This window comes from Nocardia sp. CA-120079, assembly GCF_050955745.1.
In the GTDB taxonomy this organism is placed as follows: Bacteria; Actinomycetota; Actinomycetes; order Mycobacteriales; family Mycobacteriaceae; genus Nocardia.
Genome location: NZ_CP192088.1, coordinates 4,964,725 through 4,979,669, shown reverse-complemented (window position 1 = coordinate 4,979,669; position 14,945 = coordinate 4,964,725). Strand labels below are relative to the sequence as shown.

The window sequence follows — 14,945 nt, the reverse complement described above, 5'->3', positions numbered from 1 at the left end:
TCTGGCAACCGCTCTCGCCCCCGACCCGATCCGTAGGGCGGTCGACCACCCCGTCACGTGTGGACCCGGCGATCGCACGGGCCGTCGCTGGCGGCGAATTCGGTCACGGTGTCAGAGTCGGGTGCGGTGGCCTGGGCGGTGTCGGCACGCGTCGAGGCCTGAGGATTGGCCGGGGCGAGCACGTGGTCGACCAGCAGACGCAGACCGGCCGAGGTGGTGGCCTCGTCGAAGTCGATGGCGGCATGCCCGATCACGATCGACAGCAGCATCGCCGCGGCGGTAGCAGGGGGGACGGCCGGCTCCATGCGCGTCACGCGAATAGCGTTGGCGATGAAAGTCGTTGCGGTGCTATGGATATCACGCAACCGAATCTGCGTGTCGCGATATCGCCCGGCTTCGGCGATGGCGTGTTCGAGGCGGATCCAGCCGGGATGGGTGATCGCGATGTGCATCCAGGTAGTGACGGTGGCCCGCAGGTGATCGTGATCGCGGACCTGAAAACGGTGCACACGGGTATGGGCACGGCGATATACCTGTTCGAGCACAGCGACCGCGAGTGCGTCCTTGGTCCGGAAGTGGCCTAAAACCGCACCGTAGGTGTATCCAGTGCGTTCGCCGATCGCCTCGATCGACGTCGCTGGGTAGCCATCGGTGAGGAACAAGACGGTGGCGGCATCGAGAACGCGCTGGCGGGTCCGCTGCTGGCTTTGCTTGCGAGACAAGCGAAGTCCGGTCACATGCGGCAGCGGCGTGGGACCGATCGTAGTCCCGGAAGTGTGCGTGGTGGGGTCGGTCATCTCCGTGGTTCTCTCCTAGTGCGGGCGGGAGCTAGAGGCTGGATTCGTGGTCATCGGGTCGGGCTCGTACCCGGCCGGAGCTGGTCAGTCCCAGTCCCGGTCGTGGGTGGGGTTGGCAGCGCGCGGACCAGGCCGTGCAGGCCGGTTGCTGGGAACGGGGCGAACGTTGATCGCTTCGGGTCCTTTGGTGCCCGCGACGATGTCGTAGGTGACCCACACGCCGTCGGTGAGGAGAGAGGTGTCGGGGTTCGCCAGGCCGGAGCAGTGCACGAACATGTCCGCTTCGCCGGGGCGCACGATGAATCCGAACCCGCGTTTCCTGTCGAACCATTTGATGGCTCCCTCGGCCATGTCCTTCTCCAACTCCTTGGTGGTAGTGACTGTTCGGGGCGCGCCCAGCGGCGTGGGCGGCGCGGTATCGCGTGGTGTGGTTCAGCGGCGGCTGTGACCGGATTCCCACCACGACATGCACAGACCCGACAACGCGCGATAGATGTGCGACCAGTAGGTGCCGGATCGGTGATGCAGGGCCAGGACAACCTGCTCCCGGACACACAGCCGGACATCGGTGTAAAGGAACCGCACCGTCGCCCGTGGGAGACGGGGATCCGGGAACGGGTCGTTGAACCAATACCCGTCGAGGGCTTCGGTCAAGGTCTCACCGAGGTAGCAGCCGAACCGCGTGAGCAGCGGATCGTCGGGATCAGCGGTGTCCAGAGCAGTGAAGCGGGCGAGCAGAGCCTGCTCGGCGACACGGATGCCGGTCTCGGAGTAGCGGTCCGGCGGCAGATGCGGCACGTCATGGATGACGAACCGGTCCAACGCGTCGGTCTTGTACGCGAGCCAATCCACCCAGACCGGGGCCAGTTGATCACCCAGCGACCGCCGCGACATGCTCGGATCGACCGCGCTCACCGCGAACCCACCTCAGTTGAAGCGGTGTGGACCGCCTCGACTACCGCGGCGAACGGGGGCCGGGCAGCACCGTCGGGCACGTGCATCCAGCACCGCTTCTCGCTGCCCGGGGTTGGCAGCACGATCAGTGCGCCCGAGACTAGCGGCACCGCACCATATTTGAACAAATCAGCCGTCAGCTGAGCGGTGTTGTCCATCGGTGTCGGGCCGTCGGCCAAAAACACCCACAGACGATGCCCGACCGAGAACACCGGCACGGCCCCGGAGCCGAACAAGGCTCTGACCCGCGCGCCGAGACTGTTTGGTGTTATCACCGCCGACACCGAGCCAGCGACCATCGTGATCGCATCGGTACGCGGATCACGGAAAGTGTTGAACCCGAACTGATCCCGATACACCCGCCGACGCTCATCGATCATCGCGCGCTCGGCGGCCAGGGCTTCGGCATTGGTGGTCTCAGGGATGGAAACCGTCGCTGTCGTCACTGAATTGTCCTTTCGAATTCGACCGGGGCATTCACCAGTCACGCAGTCCGCGCGGCATCCAGTCGTGGTGTGCAAGTGCGGCGACCGGGGCCACTCGACGGGTTGACGCGCGGGTCGGGATATCCCCCGGAGCCCGCCGCAGGGCAGCGCCGGAGTGCCGGGTCGCACATCGCCGTCGATGGTGACCTCCAAGTACGCGGTCGCGCCCAGTTCAGCAGCGACACTGTGGATTTGGTCGGCACCAATGTGAGCGGACCCGACTCGATGTGGATGTCCCGGATGCGTTGAAGTGGATTCATCAGCACAACCCCGAGCTGGCGATGAACTCACCCGGTTGCCCCGAAGCGTGGACGCGGGGCCAATAGCCAGGCGGCGACAGAGTCCACACCTCGCAGTCGCGACGCACCACGTCGAGCCAACCGGTCAGATGCAACACGCTCGGCACGATCACCATACCGATTCCTGATGCAGCGAAACTGGCCAGCAGCACACTCAGGTTCGCCGAACGCGTCACCGAGACCGCACGCAGATCAACGCGTGCGAAGCCAGCAGCCTCGCGGATGGCCTGCACATCGGTCGCGGCCTGCGGCCCGGATCGGTCTAAGCTCACAATCCCGTAGGCCCGCACGCGCGGCCCGGTCATGACCAGTCCCTGGCGTTCGACCCGCTCAGACCATTGTCGACGCAGGTGGGGTATGCGGTGTCCTCAGTCATCGTGCCCGGCCTTCCCGGTGGCGGGGCGCGCCCGGTGACCGAGGGTGTCGTTGAGGGTGTGGGTGGTCAGGACGCGGATCCGGCGTGTGCTGGCAGTGATGGTGTGGAGGCCGTCGGGGAGGTGGGTGTGGTCGGGGACGATCACCGCGACCACGGCTGGGTCGGCTGCGGCGGCGCGGGTGAGTGCAGCGACGGTTTCACCGTGGGTGTGGTGGTCGAGATAGGTTCCGCCCCAGCTGTATCCGTACTCGGTGGCGCGGGCACGCATCGGCGCGCCGACGTCGATCGCTGTCTTCCCGGTCGGGATGCGGGCGGTGTCGATGTAGCCGAGCAGGACCGGCGCTGACTCGGGGATGGGTTTGCGTTTGGACCGCAACATCAGTCATTCACTCCCCGGGGGTGCTTCGGTGCGGGTGTTTGCGGTGCGGATGGTGGTGGGTGAACCGATCCACATTGGCGGGTCGAGCGCGACGCCGAGCTATCCACGGGTGACGTGATCGCTACCGGACCGTGGATTGGAGGGTGCGCGTTGGGCTCCTCGGCAGAAGGCTCGTCGGCGGCCGGTGCGCGCCAGGGTGCCCGCGCGACCAGCGCCGACACGTCCTGGTCGTAGTGGTCGATCCATTGGGCCAACCGCGTCCAAATCTGGTGATAATCCATCAGATCCACGTAGCAGTCGGGAAGCGATTGATCGGCTCGTGCCGGTCGCCGGATACTGCGGCCAAGCCGGTTCGCTTGTGCCGAGAGGCGAGTGATTCGCCCGATCCGATCGGCAACCGCTCTCAGGTCCTTGGTCGGCAGATCAGGCAGATTGCGCATCAACACGTCAGCAACCCTGTCGAGCAGGGCCTTGTAGTTGCGATCGAACTGTCCGGCGGGCCGGGTTCCGAGCTCTGCACGGAACCCCAGATCCCATGCGTGAAGTTCCGCCAGCGCGTGCGACAGCCGCATGATGGCTCCCGCTGCGAGTCCGCCCTTAGCCTCGACCGACAGGCCCCAAGCAGCCCGCGTCAATTCCGACTTCGTCGGCAGCACCATCTCAACAGCCGCGGTCGCGGCGACTCGTTCGACCAGGACCAGTCCCACCGTCGTCATCGCTCCCCCTGGTCATCAGGGACAGTCCAGAACCACATCTCCGCCCGCGTGAATCGCTCTCGCAGAGCAACCGGAATGTCCTGCAGGTGCGCCCGCGACGGGGTCACGGCGTGAAAGCTGTCGGTCCGCAGCATCTCCTTCAACAACCGTCTCGCGGCGGATTCGGGTGCCTCAGCGTCATCGGAATCCGCATCTGCCGAGGCGCGGATGATGGTGCCCAAGGCGAACAACTGCGCGCGAATGAACCTTTCGACACGATCGCGCCATCCGGGCTCGGCCAGGTCATCTCGGACGTAGACATGCATTACCGCTGTAGCCACCGCGGCAACCTCCGTTTCTTGACAAACGCTCCCCGGGACCGCCGTTGTCAGCGGCCCGCGAAAGATTGAATAGCGGAGCGATTAGGAAGCGGCCTCAGGGACCGACCGCAACGGGCCCGAGCCACGAAAACCATTCCCGCCAAATCGGGTCATCAGGCGTGATTTGCATGGACCTCAGAATCGGTGCGCGACCGCGTGTCCGGAACTGTCGCTTGATCGCGTTGCACTGACGTTTCGCTGACGTTCGGCGCCCGGCTCCGATTTCGAGACGGCCACTCCGTACCAATACTCATAGGCGTGGCGGCGTGTCCATACATCCCGTGCCGTGGTGATTGTTCTCATGACACTCCTCTGTGAAACGGACCGACGTCCGCGGTGCTGATTTCACCCTGGCCTGCGGAAATCCGGTGTGGAAGGACTTTGCTGTGGACAGAAACTTTGTCAACAGAGCGTGGCCGAGGGTGTGGGATGCTGGTCACGAAGGAAAGGGGCGCATGGACACCGACTTCCAGACGGCGCTGGCCGCCAGGGTTGCACAGGCGCAGACCGCCGCACGGATACCCAGCTTGACCGTCGCGGTGGGCGTCGACGGCGTCCCATTTGCGGCAGCCTCATCCGGGTACGCGGACGTTGAGAACCTAACGCCAGCCACGATCGACAGCATCTACCGCATCGGATCGATCACGAAAACATTCACCGCGGCGGCCACGTTGTTACTGGCCCACCGCGGTGATCTGAGCCTGAACGCCACCGTCGATCGCTATCTACCCGACACGCCGTTCGGGCAGCTGCCACTTCGGATGCTGTTGTCGCATAGCAGTGGGCTGCAACGCGAAGCCCCAGTGGACATGTGGGAAAGCATGCAAGGACCGACAGGCGCCGAACTTCGCGACGCGTTTCAGGATGTTGAATTGGTCGCTGATCCGGGACAGCGGTGGCATTACTCGAATCTCGGATACGCCGTGCTCGGCCAGATCATCGAAAACGTCAGTGGGCAACCGTGCGAACAGCTGATCGAGCAGAGACTGCTAGCTCCGCTCGACCTTTCTCGGACGAGTTGGACACGCCCTGCCGATGCGGCGATCGGATACCGGCTGGATCCGTATATCGCCACGGTCCATCGCGAACCGGTAATGGACCAAGCCTCGATCGGTGTCGGCGGCCAAATGTGGTCCGCGCCCGGAGATCTCCTGCGCTGGGGGCACGCTCTCGCGGGGAGAGAACCCGATGTTCTTCCTGCACAGGTCGTCGACAGCATGCACACCCTGCAGGTAATGGTCGACACCGAAGCATGGACCAAAGGCTGGGGCCTTGGGTTGATCCTGGAACGCAGAGGCGGCCATGTTTTTGCTGGGCACACCGGCGCGATGCCGGGCTTCCAGTCCGCGCTGACTTTGGACCGTGCTACCGGAGTGACAGTGGTTGCTTTGGCCAACGCCACCCGGGGGATCAAACCTGCTGACCTCGCCGCCGAAACCCTTTGCGAGGCAATCGCATCCCAGCCTACACAACCGCCACGCGAGTGGCAGCCGGTGTCGTGTCCACCGGAGATCCGCCCGCTTCTCGGCAGCTGGTGGTCGGAAGCCGACGAGACGGTGTTCCGGTGGGAGCACGACGGCCTGCATGCAAGCCTGGCCGATGACCCGCTCGCCAGCGACACCCGCTTCGAACTGGAAGGGCCGGGACGGTTCCGGGCAGCGGAAGGCCGGTTGCAAGGCGAGCTGCTGATTGTCGTGGACTCAAGTAGGGGTATCGAGATGCGTTGGGCGACTTACCCACTCACACGCACGCCCCGATGAAGACCTCTAACCGGTCAGCAGTTGGTGTCACCGCGTGATCACCGGATGCACGCAGTTTCAGAAGGATTGAACGGAACATGCGCGCAACCCGAGGAGTAATGGAACTGGCTGTTACGGCATCCATCGCATGATTCACCGCCGCTGCTGCGGCTTCATCCTCACCCATTCGCAATTGCGCCTCGGCTTGTTCTAGTTGCCAGATAGTGCGATTGCGCAGAAAGGCCACTGGGCTGGCCGAATCCTGCTCACGCAAGGATTCGACGGCGTGCCGTGGCTGCCCGAGATCCAACAAGCACGAACCGCGATGCCCAGCCAAGGCAGCGTCATCGAACACGTCCAACCAGACCGGGTCGGGCTCTTGTGGCTGATGCCGGGACAGCTCCGTTTCGGCTTCAACCAGCATCTTCGTGCAGAGGTTGGCTTCGTCCATTCTCGCGTGTGCACGCGCGGCGATGGTGGCCACGAATGCCGTCAAGCGCCGATTTCCACTGCGCCGGGCCCATGACATCGCCCCATAGGCTCGCTCGGCACCCTGGGCTGGATCCCCGCTCCAGGTGCTCATGAAGGCGGCATTTGGACCGCCAACGAACGCTATTAGATCCATTGCGCCGATGCGTTCTGCCGTCCGCCGGGCATTGGCGAACGCATTCTCGGCTAATGAGATGCTGCCTCGATCGAACAGCATCCAACCGGCGAGCTGATGCGCTTCAGCGATATTCCGCAGTAACTGCGCCCTCTGCGACTCGTTGACCCGCGATACAACATTCTCGGCCGCCTTCGCCTGGACCACCACCTCGGGTAGGCGTTTGGCTGCCATGGTGTGGTCAGCCATGCGGACCTCCGTGATCAGATCACGAAGCGACGGTCCGACGAGGTCTGGCTCCAACGAAATATCTTGAGGCTGAAGGACAATATCGGTGAACGGGGCGGCGAGCCGATTCAGCTGGCCTCGAGCATCGAGGGCTCGGTCGAGCCGGTCAACCAAGTCAGGATGCGGCCGACGCTGTGCCGTCTCGATCCTCCACAGCAGATCGTGGCTGACCAGCACGTGTGGGGCCAACTGCCGCAATGAAAGGCCGGCGGCCTTACGTCGGGCGCGCAGTTCGGCGCCGAACAGCGTTTCCGCGGTTTCCCGCGGATCGGATTGGCGAAGGGCTGGTCGCACAAGGCAATTATTGCCTCACACAATCCGGTTGACCAGCGGTCTCGCGGCAGACACGGTCGGTATGCAGTGCCAGCCGTCACTAACGCCACTTCAACGGCGGGGTGGTCAGTGCCGCGTCGGCTAGACGTATCGCGGTGGTTGTTTTCAGCCGAGCGCGGGAGTCGGTGATCCATTCCTGTATGAGCGTCTTGCCCGCGGCGCGATATTCGAGTGCCTGGAACAAGCACTCGAGACGGTCGGCGTCGCGGGCACAGACCGCCTCGACGGTGGCTTGGGCTTCGAACTCGGCGGCAGTGTCGTTCAACAGCTTCCGCATGGGGTTCGGGCATAGCGGCGACTTGTGCGGCGGTGACGGATTCGTGGTCGACGCTGGTGTCTCCGGGGTCGTGGCGGATTCGGGAGGCTCCGTTCACGTGAGTTTGTCGCTAACTCGGCAACGTTTGGAGTTGACGTTGGATTCGGTCGATTTCGTTGTGAGCGGTCTGCTGTCGAGTGCGGATACCTTCAATGACATCGGCAGGTGCTTTGGCAAGAAAGCCGTCGTTGTTCAGTTTCTTCACTGCGGCTTCAAGTTCCTTTTGCGCCGAGGCGAGGGCTTTCTCCAAGCGGCGGCGCTCGGCGTCGACGTCGATGGCTTGCGACAGGTCGAGACTGACTCGCGCTTGGCCGATCGACAGCGTGGCTGTCGCGGAGAACGATTCGGTACCGGTATGGAGGCGCAGCAATTGTCGGATCGCAGGCTCGTGTATCTGCAAACTGGCGGGCAACTCGAGGTGTGCTGGTACTGGCTTGCCGGGCGGCACTCCTTGATCCGATCGGAACCGCCGGACCTCGGTGACGACAAGTTGCAGATCCGCGATCTCGCCCTCCGCACCACGATCGCGGTAGCCACTATCGGTCGGCCATTCGGCGATGACGATGGATTCTTTCCCGGTAAGTGTTGTCCAGAGCTTCTCGGTGACGAAGGGGATGATCGGGTGCAGAAGTCGCAGAACGGTATCCAGGACGTGACCGAGCACGCGCCGAGACTTTTCGGCCGCGTCGCCGCCCGCAGCAAACGTCGATTTGGACAGTTCGAGATACCAGTCGAAGACTTCGTCCCACGCGAAGTGATAGAGCCCTTCTGTCAGCTTCGCGAACTGATAGTCCTCGAATAGGGTATCTGCCTCGGCGACAACGGTATTGAGCCGGGACAGAATCCATCGATCCACCGATGACAACTCTTCGGCGACAGGAAGCGGACCGGTTGTCGTGGCTCCGTTGAGCAGTGCGAAGCGGGTAGCATTCCACACCTTGGTAGTGAAGTTGCGTGCGCCTTCGACCGATTCCTCGGCGATGGGTGCGTCGGTGCCGGGGTTGGCCGCGCGGGCGAGCGCGAACCGCAACGCGTCGGTGCCGTAGGCGTCCATCCATTCGATCGGGTCGACTACGTTGCCGAAAGACTTGCTCATCTTCTTGCCGTGCTTATCGCGAACCATGCCGTGCAAAGCGATCACCGCGAAAGGTGGTTGGCCGGTGGCGTAGAGCCCGAACATCATCATCCGGGCAATCCAGAAGAACAACAGGTCATAGCCGGTGAACAGCACCGAATTGGGATAGAACTTCGCGAGGCTTTCGGTTTGTTGGGGCCAGCCCATCGTCGAGAACGGCCACAGCGCGGAGGAGAACCAGGTATCGAGAACATCAGGGTCTTGCACCCAGCCATCCGGTGCGGTCTCCTCCGGCCCGACGCACACAACTTCGCCCGTGGGCCCATACCAGATGGGGATGCGGTGGCCCCACCACAGCTGTCGGGAGATGTTCCAGTCGCGCAGGTTATCGATCCAGTCGAAGTAGCGGCTGGTCAGCTCTGGTGGGTGGATGGCGACTCGCCCGTCGCGGACGGCGTCGCCTGCTGCCTTCGCCAGCGGGGCGACTTTGACCCACCACTGCATCGACAGCCGGGGTTCGATGACGGTGCCGCAGCGTGAGCAGTGTCCGACCGCGTGTGGGTAGGGACGTTTCTCGGCGACGATGCGTCCGTCGGCGCGCAGCGCGGCGACCACGGAACTGCGGGCTTCGAGCCGGTCCAAGCCCTGGAATGGACCGGCGGCGGTGATGATCGCTCGTTCGTCCATGATCGTGATCGAGGGCAGGTCGTGGCGCCCGCCGATCTCGAAATCGTTCGGGTCGTGAGCTGGGGTGACTTTGACCGCGCCGGTACCGAATTCCGGGTCGACGTGGTCGTCGGCGACGACGGGAATGCGGCGTCCGGTCAGCGGGAGTTCGATTTCGCGGCCGACGAGGTGGCGGTAGCGGTCGTCGTCGGGGTGCACAGCCACGGCGGTGTCGCCGAGCATCGTCTCCGCGCGGGTGGTGGCGACCACGATTGAGTCCTTGCCGTCGCCGTAGCGGATCGAGACCAGCTCGCCGTCGAGTTCTTGGTGGTCGACCTCGATATCGGAGATCGCGGTGGTGCACCTTGGGCACCAGTTGATGATGCGTTCGGCCCGGTAGATGAGCTCGTCGTCGAACAGGCGCTTGAAGATGGTCTGCACCGCGCGGGACAGGCCCTCGTCCATGGTGAAGCGTTCGCGGTCCCAGTCGACGCCATCGCCGAGGCGGCGCATCTGATCGCCGATAGCGCCGCCGGATTCCGTCTTCCACTGCCAGACCCGCCGCTCGAACGCCTCTCGCCCGAGGTCGTAACGGGACAAGCCTTCCTTGGCCAGTTCGCGTTCGACCACGTTCTGAGTAGCGATACCAGCGTGATCCATGCCGGGCTGCCACAGAGTCTCGTAGCCCTGCATCCTTTTGCGGCGGGTCAGGGCATCGATCTGGGTGTGCTCGTAGGCGTGGCCCATGTGCAGTCGGCCGGTGACGTTCGGCGGTGGGATAACGACCGTGTAGGCGGGTTTGTCACTGTGCTCGTCAGCTTTGAAGTAACCCCGATCTACCCACCGTACGTACAGCTCGCCTTCCAGCTCTACCGGTACGAACGTCGTCGGCAGGGTTGTGGGGTCGATGCTGTTTTCGGGGTGGGTTTCGGTCACAGTCGCCCAGCATATTGCCTGCCCATGTCCGGTCTCGCCGGTACCGGAAGTTGGCTGTGATCGACTCGGGTCGCTCACGGGATTCCGAGCACGTCAGTCGGGCTGGCCAGGCTGGCACGGCGTTGACGTGCCACCGCGAGTGCCTGGTCAAGGTCGGTGGCTGCCATATGTAGCAGGTCGGTCATCCGGTCGGGTTTGCTGGCGCAGACGAAAGCTGCCAGCCCGGCCGCGGGTCGGTTGTCGTAGAGGACGGCATGGAAGTAGTCCAAGTTCTTTTCCACGCTCAATCGCGTCATTTCCTGCTCGTCGACCTGCGAGGTGGACAAGCGCGGAAAGCGGGTGTGGATTCGATATTCGTGGAAAGGGCCTGGTACACAGGCGATCTCGTTTGCCGCTCCAGCTCGGTGCCGGGCAGCGAGAAGATCGATCGCGAACGCCCAGTCTTGCCACTTGCGGACGCGGCGGTCATAGCCGCCTGCGGCCAACGCGTCGGCGCGTCGGTAGACGATCGACAGCGGCGCGTGATGTTTACGCACCAACAGCTGCTCTCGGCACGGGTAGGCAGAGATCGTCAATCCGTCGAAGCCTTCGAACATGCGCGAGTAGGTGTGTACGAACGCGACCTCCGGGCGTGAGTCGAGAATCTGAACCGCCGACTGGAGGTAGCCGCCGCCAGCGAGCAGCTGCCGGTCGGTAGCGAGTCGGTCGTCGCAGTCCAACGGCAGGATGTACTCGTAGTGTGCGGCGTCGAGTCCAGCGTTGCGAGCGGCTTGGGCGCCCCGATTGGTCGGCAGCCGGATGACGCGTACCGCTGCGCAGTCGGTCAAATTATCGATCGCGACAAGCGTGTCGGGATCGGTGCTGCCGTCGTCGATCACGATGATTTCCAGGGGAACCGAAAGTGGTTGCTGGACAATTGATTCGACAGCGTCTGTGAGTAGTTCGCCGCCGTTGTGGCAGGGCAGCACGATGCTGATTCCATCAATCTGGCTCATCGAGCAACTCCGGCTGGAGTCCGCCGGTAGGCGGAGACGGTGATTCTGTTGGCCTCGAAGTAGTTTCGCGGTGAGTCGGTGTTTCGTTCGGCGTGCGGCATCAGTGATATCTGTACGGTCCATCCGTTGTAGAGGTGCTCGATGACATCACAGAAGGCCGCTGCGGTGTAGGCGGCTTCGCCCTCGATCAGCACACGGCGACCTTGACGGTCGGTGCGCGTGATGTCGGTGAACATTTCCAGGAAATGTCCGGCGGCGGCCGGTGCTCGCTGGATGCACCGGGTAAGTACCTCCCGGACTTGGTCCCGACGCAGGTAATGCAACACGTCCTTGGCGACGACAATGCCGAAATTGTTTGTTACAGAATAGTTCTCGACTCGCTGCTCGACGATGTCGATATGGTGTGCCCAGTCCGAGCTTTCGGCCAGCCGTGACCGCAGGATTCGTGCGGGTACCTGGTCGACAGCCACGACGTCGAAGCCGCTGCGTGCCAGTGCGACAGTATAGGTACCCATTCCGTACCCCAACTCCAGCGCGGCTCTCGGGGCGTCGTATCCGATGCCGTTGAGGAACCGGGCGAACCGTTCCGAGACGGGAGCGCGCAGCCGCTCGGCGGTCTGTGCCCCGTCGGCGATGGCGTTGAGGTAGAACTCGCGGAGCTCGCGTTGGGATCGCACGATGCACATGTGGGCTGCTCCTAGAATCCATCAATCTCGACGGTCTGGCCGGGGATGCGAAGCGACAGCGCCAGTGCCTCTGTCATGCGCATCGGCAGGAGGTGCTCATGCAGACGGCTACGAGTTTCGGTGCCGCGCAGCCAGTTCCGCATGAGCGCGCGGTTGCTGTCGCTGTGGAACAGTCCGTCATGGGTTTCCCGGGAGACATACTCATCGTCAGTGAGCAACGAGGCATTTGCACGGGTGAGGATCTCCGCGACCGCGCCGATTTTGTCGGCATCCGGCCCGCGAGGCACGTCGTAGCAGGTGGCATGGACCGAATACAGCGTCGACAGCTGTGCCTCGAGGTCGACGCTGGAGGTGCGGCCGTTCTTGTTGTAAACCCCGTCCGGGAACGTCGTCCAATTCCTAATGGAGGGTGTGGTCTGCTCGAATGACAGCGTTCCGAGAGTGATGGTGGTGTCGGATTCGGCGTCGAGGAGACGAAAGGTCGAGGTGATGTCGGTTTCGCCGTAGCGGTGCGGCTCGCGTGCGAGCACGATGCAGCGGGAATCGCCGCCGAGCATCTTTGTCGCTGGCCGCGACAGTCGCTGCCATTGGTCGGCGGGGTAGGCACCGAAGGAGCACACCTGCAACCGCAGGTGCCGATCTCGCAGCAGCAGCTTGTTCAACGACAGCACTTGCGCCGCGAGATCGATGTAATGGTAGCTACCGTGCATCAGCATCCCGTATCCATAGCGGTATGGATGATCGTCACGGGTCACGAACTCGTGCTCGAGGTTCCACACGCCACCGGCCGCTCGCAGGTGGAATGACGTCAGCGGCGACTTCCACGCGAGCATCCGCTCCCGCAGACCGCGAATGACTCGGTCGTTGTAGATGCTGTGGTAGCGGCTCAACGTCATCACCGAGTGATTGGCCTTTCGCCGCCCAGCCGTCGCGATCAACTCGGCCATGGTGGTGGAGATCAGCGACGGCTCGAACGTGTCGCCGATCATCGGCGCCAGTACAGGCTTTTCGACCAGCGAGTCGACTCCCTCCTCCACACAACGACGGAGGTATTGCTCATGCGAGCCAACTTCGGTGGCGATGTACGCCTTCATCGGCAGCCCCGGTATCCGCAAGAACCTCAGAGCTGATTGCGCGGTCTCCAGCGCCCGTGCGGCGTCACCCCGGTCCGACGAGACGAACAGCTTCATCCGCGGCTGCGGATCGACACCGATGAGCCGCGTTTCGATGGCTTCACGCTCAGATTCCAGATCCACAATCGACCACGAATCGAGATCACCGTCCCCGATCGCGGCACGGATAACAGGCATGTACTTGTTGCGGACGATCTCGTCGAAGCCGATCACGACCAGTTGGTGGACGCCCATAGAGTTCTCCCGTCGTCGATGCCGCACCACCGGCGACCTGGCTCCGACGCGGCGAGCTGGACAGGGCCTGCGAAAGCTCTTGCAGTGCCGTTGATTTCGGCGACTGATCGGTGATGCGATATTCAACGGTCTCAGCCTGTGGGCGGGCCGGGAAGCAACGTTAGGGGTACGGCGCAGGTATCACAGGGGTACACTTCTGGCACGAAATCTGGTGCGGGGGTGAGTACCACGATGGTTGTGCAACTGAGGTGGACCGGCCTTGAAGTGCATGCTCTGCGTGACGCCCTCCGGGAAACACGACCCGGCTTCTGCGAAATCACCGGAGTGCATTTCGAAGCGCTCCGAAAGTGGGAGCGGCGTGGACAGACAGTGACGCTGCGCGCGGCGAACGCGGCGATCATGGATACCACCCTCGCGCGAGCGACCGACGATCAGCGCGATTTATTCCGTCTGCGTTGCGCTGAACTGCGTCAATATGAACACCGTACTGCCGGACCGGACTCGACGACTAAGCTCGACATAGACGATCCTGATCGCCCCTCCGCACCGTGCGGTCCGTACGCCATGGAGATCACCGACATGAACCGCCGCGAGCTGCTGAGAGTGTTGAGCATCTCCAGCGCCGCACTGACGGCGCCGGTTGATTGGGACCGAATCCTTGCCGCGACCAACGGTGCCGGCCGCATCGACACTGCAACCGCTGACCAATACGCGGACATCAATCACGCACTATGGTTCAGCTATTCCAGAGCAGCGACCAAAGCCGAGACTCTTCCCGCGGTCCGCGAGCACCTCGACGCCTTGATCGACGGGCTGCGCCGGCCCGCCAACGATTCAGTCCGACAATCACTGTGCACCCTCACCGGTGAGGTTCTGCAACTGGCAGGCGAGATCCTCTTCGACAACGCCGATTACGGCACAGCATCACACTGCTACACCCTCGCAGCAGCCTTCAGCAAAGACGCAGGCGCGATGGACCTATGGGCATGCGCCATGACCAGGCACGCATACATCAGCATCTTCGACCGCCAGTTCGGCGCGGCCATCCCACTGCTCGAGTCAGCGAGCCGAATCGCGCATAACGGTGACCCGAGTATGACCACCCGGTTCTGGGTCGACACGGTGCACGCACAGGCACTCGCTGGAATCGGAGACGCGAACGGCTGTGAACGCGCCGCCGACTCCGCTCGAGCAGCGCTCGATATGACCGGCCCACCCCACACCGGTTGGCTGCGCTTCGACGGATCTCGCCTCGATGAAGACCTCGGCGCCTGCTACGTGCAGCTCGGACGACCGGATCAAGCCGAACATGTACTGCGCCCGGTTCTTGACCGTCCCCTCTCGACCCGACGCAGGGCAGGCGTCCTGGTCGACCTCGCCGCCGTCGCCGCACTCCATCGAGACCCGATCCAACTGGTGGCGTACGGAAGTGCTGCGCTCGACATCGCGCATCGAACCCACTCCGGATATCTTGGCCGCAGACTCGAGCTTCTGCGCCGACACCTCGAGCCAGTCCAACACGATCCCCACGTACGTCACCTCAGCAAACAAATCGCGGGACTACAACTCCACTGA

General features: G+C 63.4%; 16 protein-coding genes. 2 read left to right on the top strand and 14 right to left on the bottom strand.

Going from position 1 to position 14,945, the window contains the following annotated elements; translation table 11 throughout:
• Positions 1-53: 53 nt before the first annotated feature.
• The 8 genes from ACQPYR_RS22880 to ACQPYR_RS22845 form a co-directional block, all read right to left on the bottom strand.
• A complete protein-coding gene (locus ACQPYR_RS22880) occupies positions 54-797 on the bottom strand; it encodes a TetR family transcriptional regulator (protein WP_433620997.1) in 744 nt (247 codons plus the stop codon).
• Between the two features lie 84 nt (positions 798-881).
• Entirely contained in the window at positions 882-1,148 is a 267-nt protein-coding gene (locus tag ACQPYR_RS22875) for a cold-shock protein (protein WP_433620996.1), read from the bottom strand.
• A gap of 81 nt (positions 1,149-1,229) precedes the next feature.
• Positions 1,230-1,712 carry a hypothetical protein gene (locus ACQPYR_RS22870; protein WP_433620995.1) on the bottom strand — a complete coding sequence of 161 codons (483 nt, stop codon included), beginning with the start codon at positions 1,710-1,712 and terminating at the stop codon, positions 1,230-1,232.
• Positions 1,709-2,197 (bottom strand): hypothetical protein, encoded by a 489-nt coding sequence (locus ACQPYR_RS22865; RefSeq protein WP_433620994.1) that lies wholly within the window; start codon positions 2,195-2,197, stop codon positions 1,709-1,711. The genes ACQPYR_RS22870 and ACQPYR_RS22865 overlap by 4 nt, the downstream gene beginning before the upstream one ends.
• A 298-nt stretch (positions 2,198-2,495) precedes the next feature.
• Positions 2,496-2,840, bottom strand: a complete 345-nt coding sequence (locus tag ACQPYR_RS22860; RefSeq protein ID WP_433620993.1) for a hypothetical protein — start codon at positions 2,838-2,840, stop codon at positions 2,496-2,498.
• Between the two features lie 63 nt (positions 2,841-2,903).
• Entirely contained in the window at positions 2,904-3,290 is a 387-nt protein-coding gene (locus tag ACQPYR_RS22855; RefSeq protein WP_433620992.1) for a hypothetical protein, read from the bottom strand.
• Complete coding sequence (locus tag ACQPYR_RS22850) at positions 3,290-3,949, bottom strand: hypothetical protein (protein WP_433620991.1); 660 nt, start codon at positions 3,947-3,949, stop codon at positions 3,290-3,292. Before ACQPYR_RS22850 ends, ACQPYR_RS22855 begins: the two co-directional genes overlap by 1 nt.
• A gap of 53 nt (positions 3,950-4,002) precedes the next feature.
• Entirely contained in the window at positions 4,003-4,326 is a 324-nt protein-coding gene (locus tag ACQPYR_RS22845) for a hypothetical protein (protein ID WP_433620990.1), read from the bottom strand.
• Between the two features lie 494 nt (positions 4,327-4,820).
• Between ACQPYR_RS22845 and ACQPYR_RS22840 the strand changes: the two genes are divergently transcribed.
• On the top strand, positions 4,821-6,125 hold the full coding sequence (locus ACQPYR_RS22840) for a serine hydrolase domain-containing protein (protein WP_433620989.1): 1,305 nt from the start codon (positions 4,821-4,823) through the stop codon (positions 6,123-6,125).
• On the opposite strand, the gene ACQPYR_RS22835 is transcribed toward ACQPYR_RS22840, so the two are convergent.
• From ACQPYR_RS22835 to ACQPYR_RS22810, 6 genes are all read right to left on the bottom strand, one after another.
• Positions 6,106-7,290, bottom strand: a complete 1,185-nt coding sequence (locus ACQPYR_RS22835) for a helix-turn-helix domain-containing protein (protein ID WP_433620988.1) — start codon at positions 7,288-7,290, stop codon at positions 6,106-6,108. The genes ACQPYR_RS22840 and ACQPYR_RS22835 overlap by 20 nt on opposite strands.
• 79 nt (positions 7,291-7,369) lie before the next feature.
• The gene (locus ACQPYR_RS22830; protein ID WP_433620987.1) at positions 7,370-7,606 is read right to left on the bottom strand and encodes an HD domain-containing protein; all 237 of its coding nucleotides are present in this window, start codon (positions 7,604-7,606) and stop codon (positions 7,370-7,372) included.
• A 109-nt stretch (positions 7,607-7,715) separates the two neighbouring features.
• Complete coding sequence (locus tag ACQPYR_RS22825; protein ID WP_433620986.1) at positions 7,716-10,322, bottom strand: valine--tRNA ligase; 2,607 nt, start codon at positions 10,320-10,322, stop codon at positions 7,716-7,718.
• Between the two features lie 74 nt (positions 10,323-10,396).
• Positions 10,397-11,317 carry a glycosyltransferase family 2 protein gene (locus tag ACQPYR_RS22820; RefSeq protein WP_433620985.1) on the bottom strand — a complete coding sequence of 307 codons (921 nt, stop codon included), beginning with the start codon at positions 11,315-11,317 and terminating at the stop codon, positions 10,397-10,399.
• Complete coding sequence (locus ACQPYR_RS22815) at positions 11,314-12,003, bottom strand: methyltransferase domain-containing protein (protein ID WP_433620984.1); 690 nt, start codon at positions 12,001-12,003, stop codon at positions 11,314-11,316. The genes ACQPYR_RS22820 and ACQPYR_RS22815 overlap by 4 nt, the downstream gene beginning before the upstream one ends.
• Before the next feature lie 11 nt (positions 12,004-12,014).
• The gene (locus ACQPYR_RS22810) at positions 12,015-13,370 is read right to left on the bottom strand and encodes a hypothetical protein (protein ID WP_433620983.1); all 1,356 of its coding nucleotides are present in this window, start codon (positions 13,368-13,370) and stop codon (positions 12,015-12,017) included.
• Positions 13,371-13,949: 579 nt separating this feature from the next.
• Between ACQPYR_RS22810 and ACQPYR_RS22805 the strand changes: the two genes are divergently transcribed.
• Positions 13,950-14,945, top strand: coding sequence for a hypothetical protein (locus ACQPYR_RS22805; RefSeq protein ID WP_433620982.1), 996 nt, complete (start codon positions 13,950-13,952; stop codon positions 14,943-14,945).

Excerpts from the sequence above, each read along its gene's own strand:
- ACQPYR_RS22815 (WP_433620984.1), bottom strand. The coding sequence starts at position 12,003 with ATGTGCATCGTGCGATCCCAACGCGAGCTCCGCGAGTTCTACCTCAAC.
- ACQPYR_RS22875 (WP_433620996.1), bottom strand. The coding sequence starts at position 1,148 with ATGGCCGAGGGAGCCATCAAATGGTTCGACAGGAAACGCGGGTTCGGA.
- ACQPYR_RS22830 (WP_433620987.1), bottom strand. The coding sequence starts at position 7,606 with ATGCGGAAGCTGTTGAACGACACTGCCGCCGAGTTCGAAGCCCAAGCC.
- ACQPYR_RS22880 (WP_433620997.1), bottom strand. The coding sequence starts at position 797 with ATGACCGACCCCACCACGCACACTTCCGGGACTACGATCGGTCCCACG.
- ACQPYR_RS22810 (WP_433620983.1), bottom strand. The coding sequence starts at position 13,370 with ATGGGCGTCCACCAACTGGTCGTGATCGGCTTCGACGAGATCGTCCGC.
- ACQPYR_RS22840 (WP_433620989.1), top strand. The coding sequence starts at position 4,821 with ATGGACACCGACTTCCAGACGGCGCTGGCCGCCAGGGTTGCACAGGCG.
- ACQPYR_RS22805 (WP_433620982.1), top strand. The coding sequence starts at position 13,950 with ATGAACCGCCGCGAGCTGCTGAGAGTGTTGAGCATCTCCAGCGCCGCA.
- ACQPYR_RS22850 (WP_433620991.1), bottom strand. The coding sequence starts at position 3,949 with ATGGTGCTGCCGACGAAGTCGGAATTGACGCGGGCTGCTTGGGGCCTG.
- ACQPYR_RS22860 (WP_433620993.1), bottom strand. The coding sequence starts at position 2,840 with ATGACCGGGCCGCGCGTGCGGGCCTACGGGATTGTGAGCTTAGACCGA.
- ACQPYR_RS22855 (WP_433620992.1), bottom strand. The coding sequence starts at position 3,290 with ATGTTGCGGTCCAAACGCAAACCCATCCCCGAGTCAGCGCCGGTCCTG.
- ACQPYR_RS22820 (WP_433620985.1), bottom strand. The coding sequence starts at position 11,317 with ATGAGCCAGATTGATGGAATCAGCATCGTGCTGCCCTGCCACAACGGC.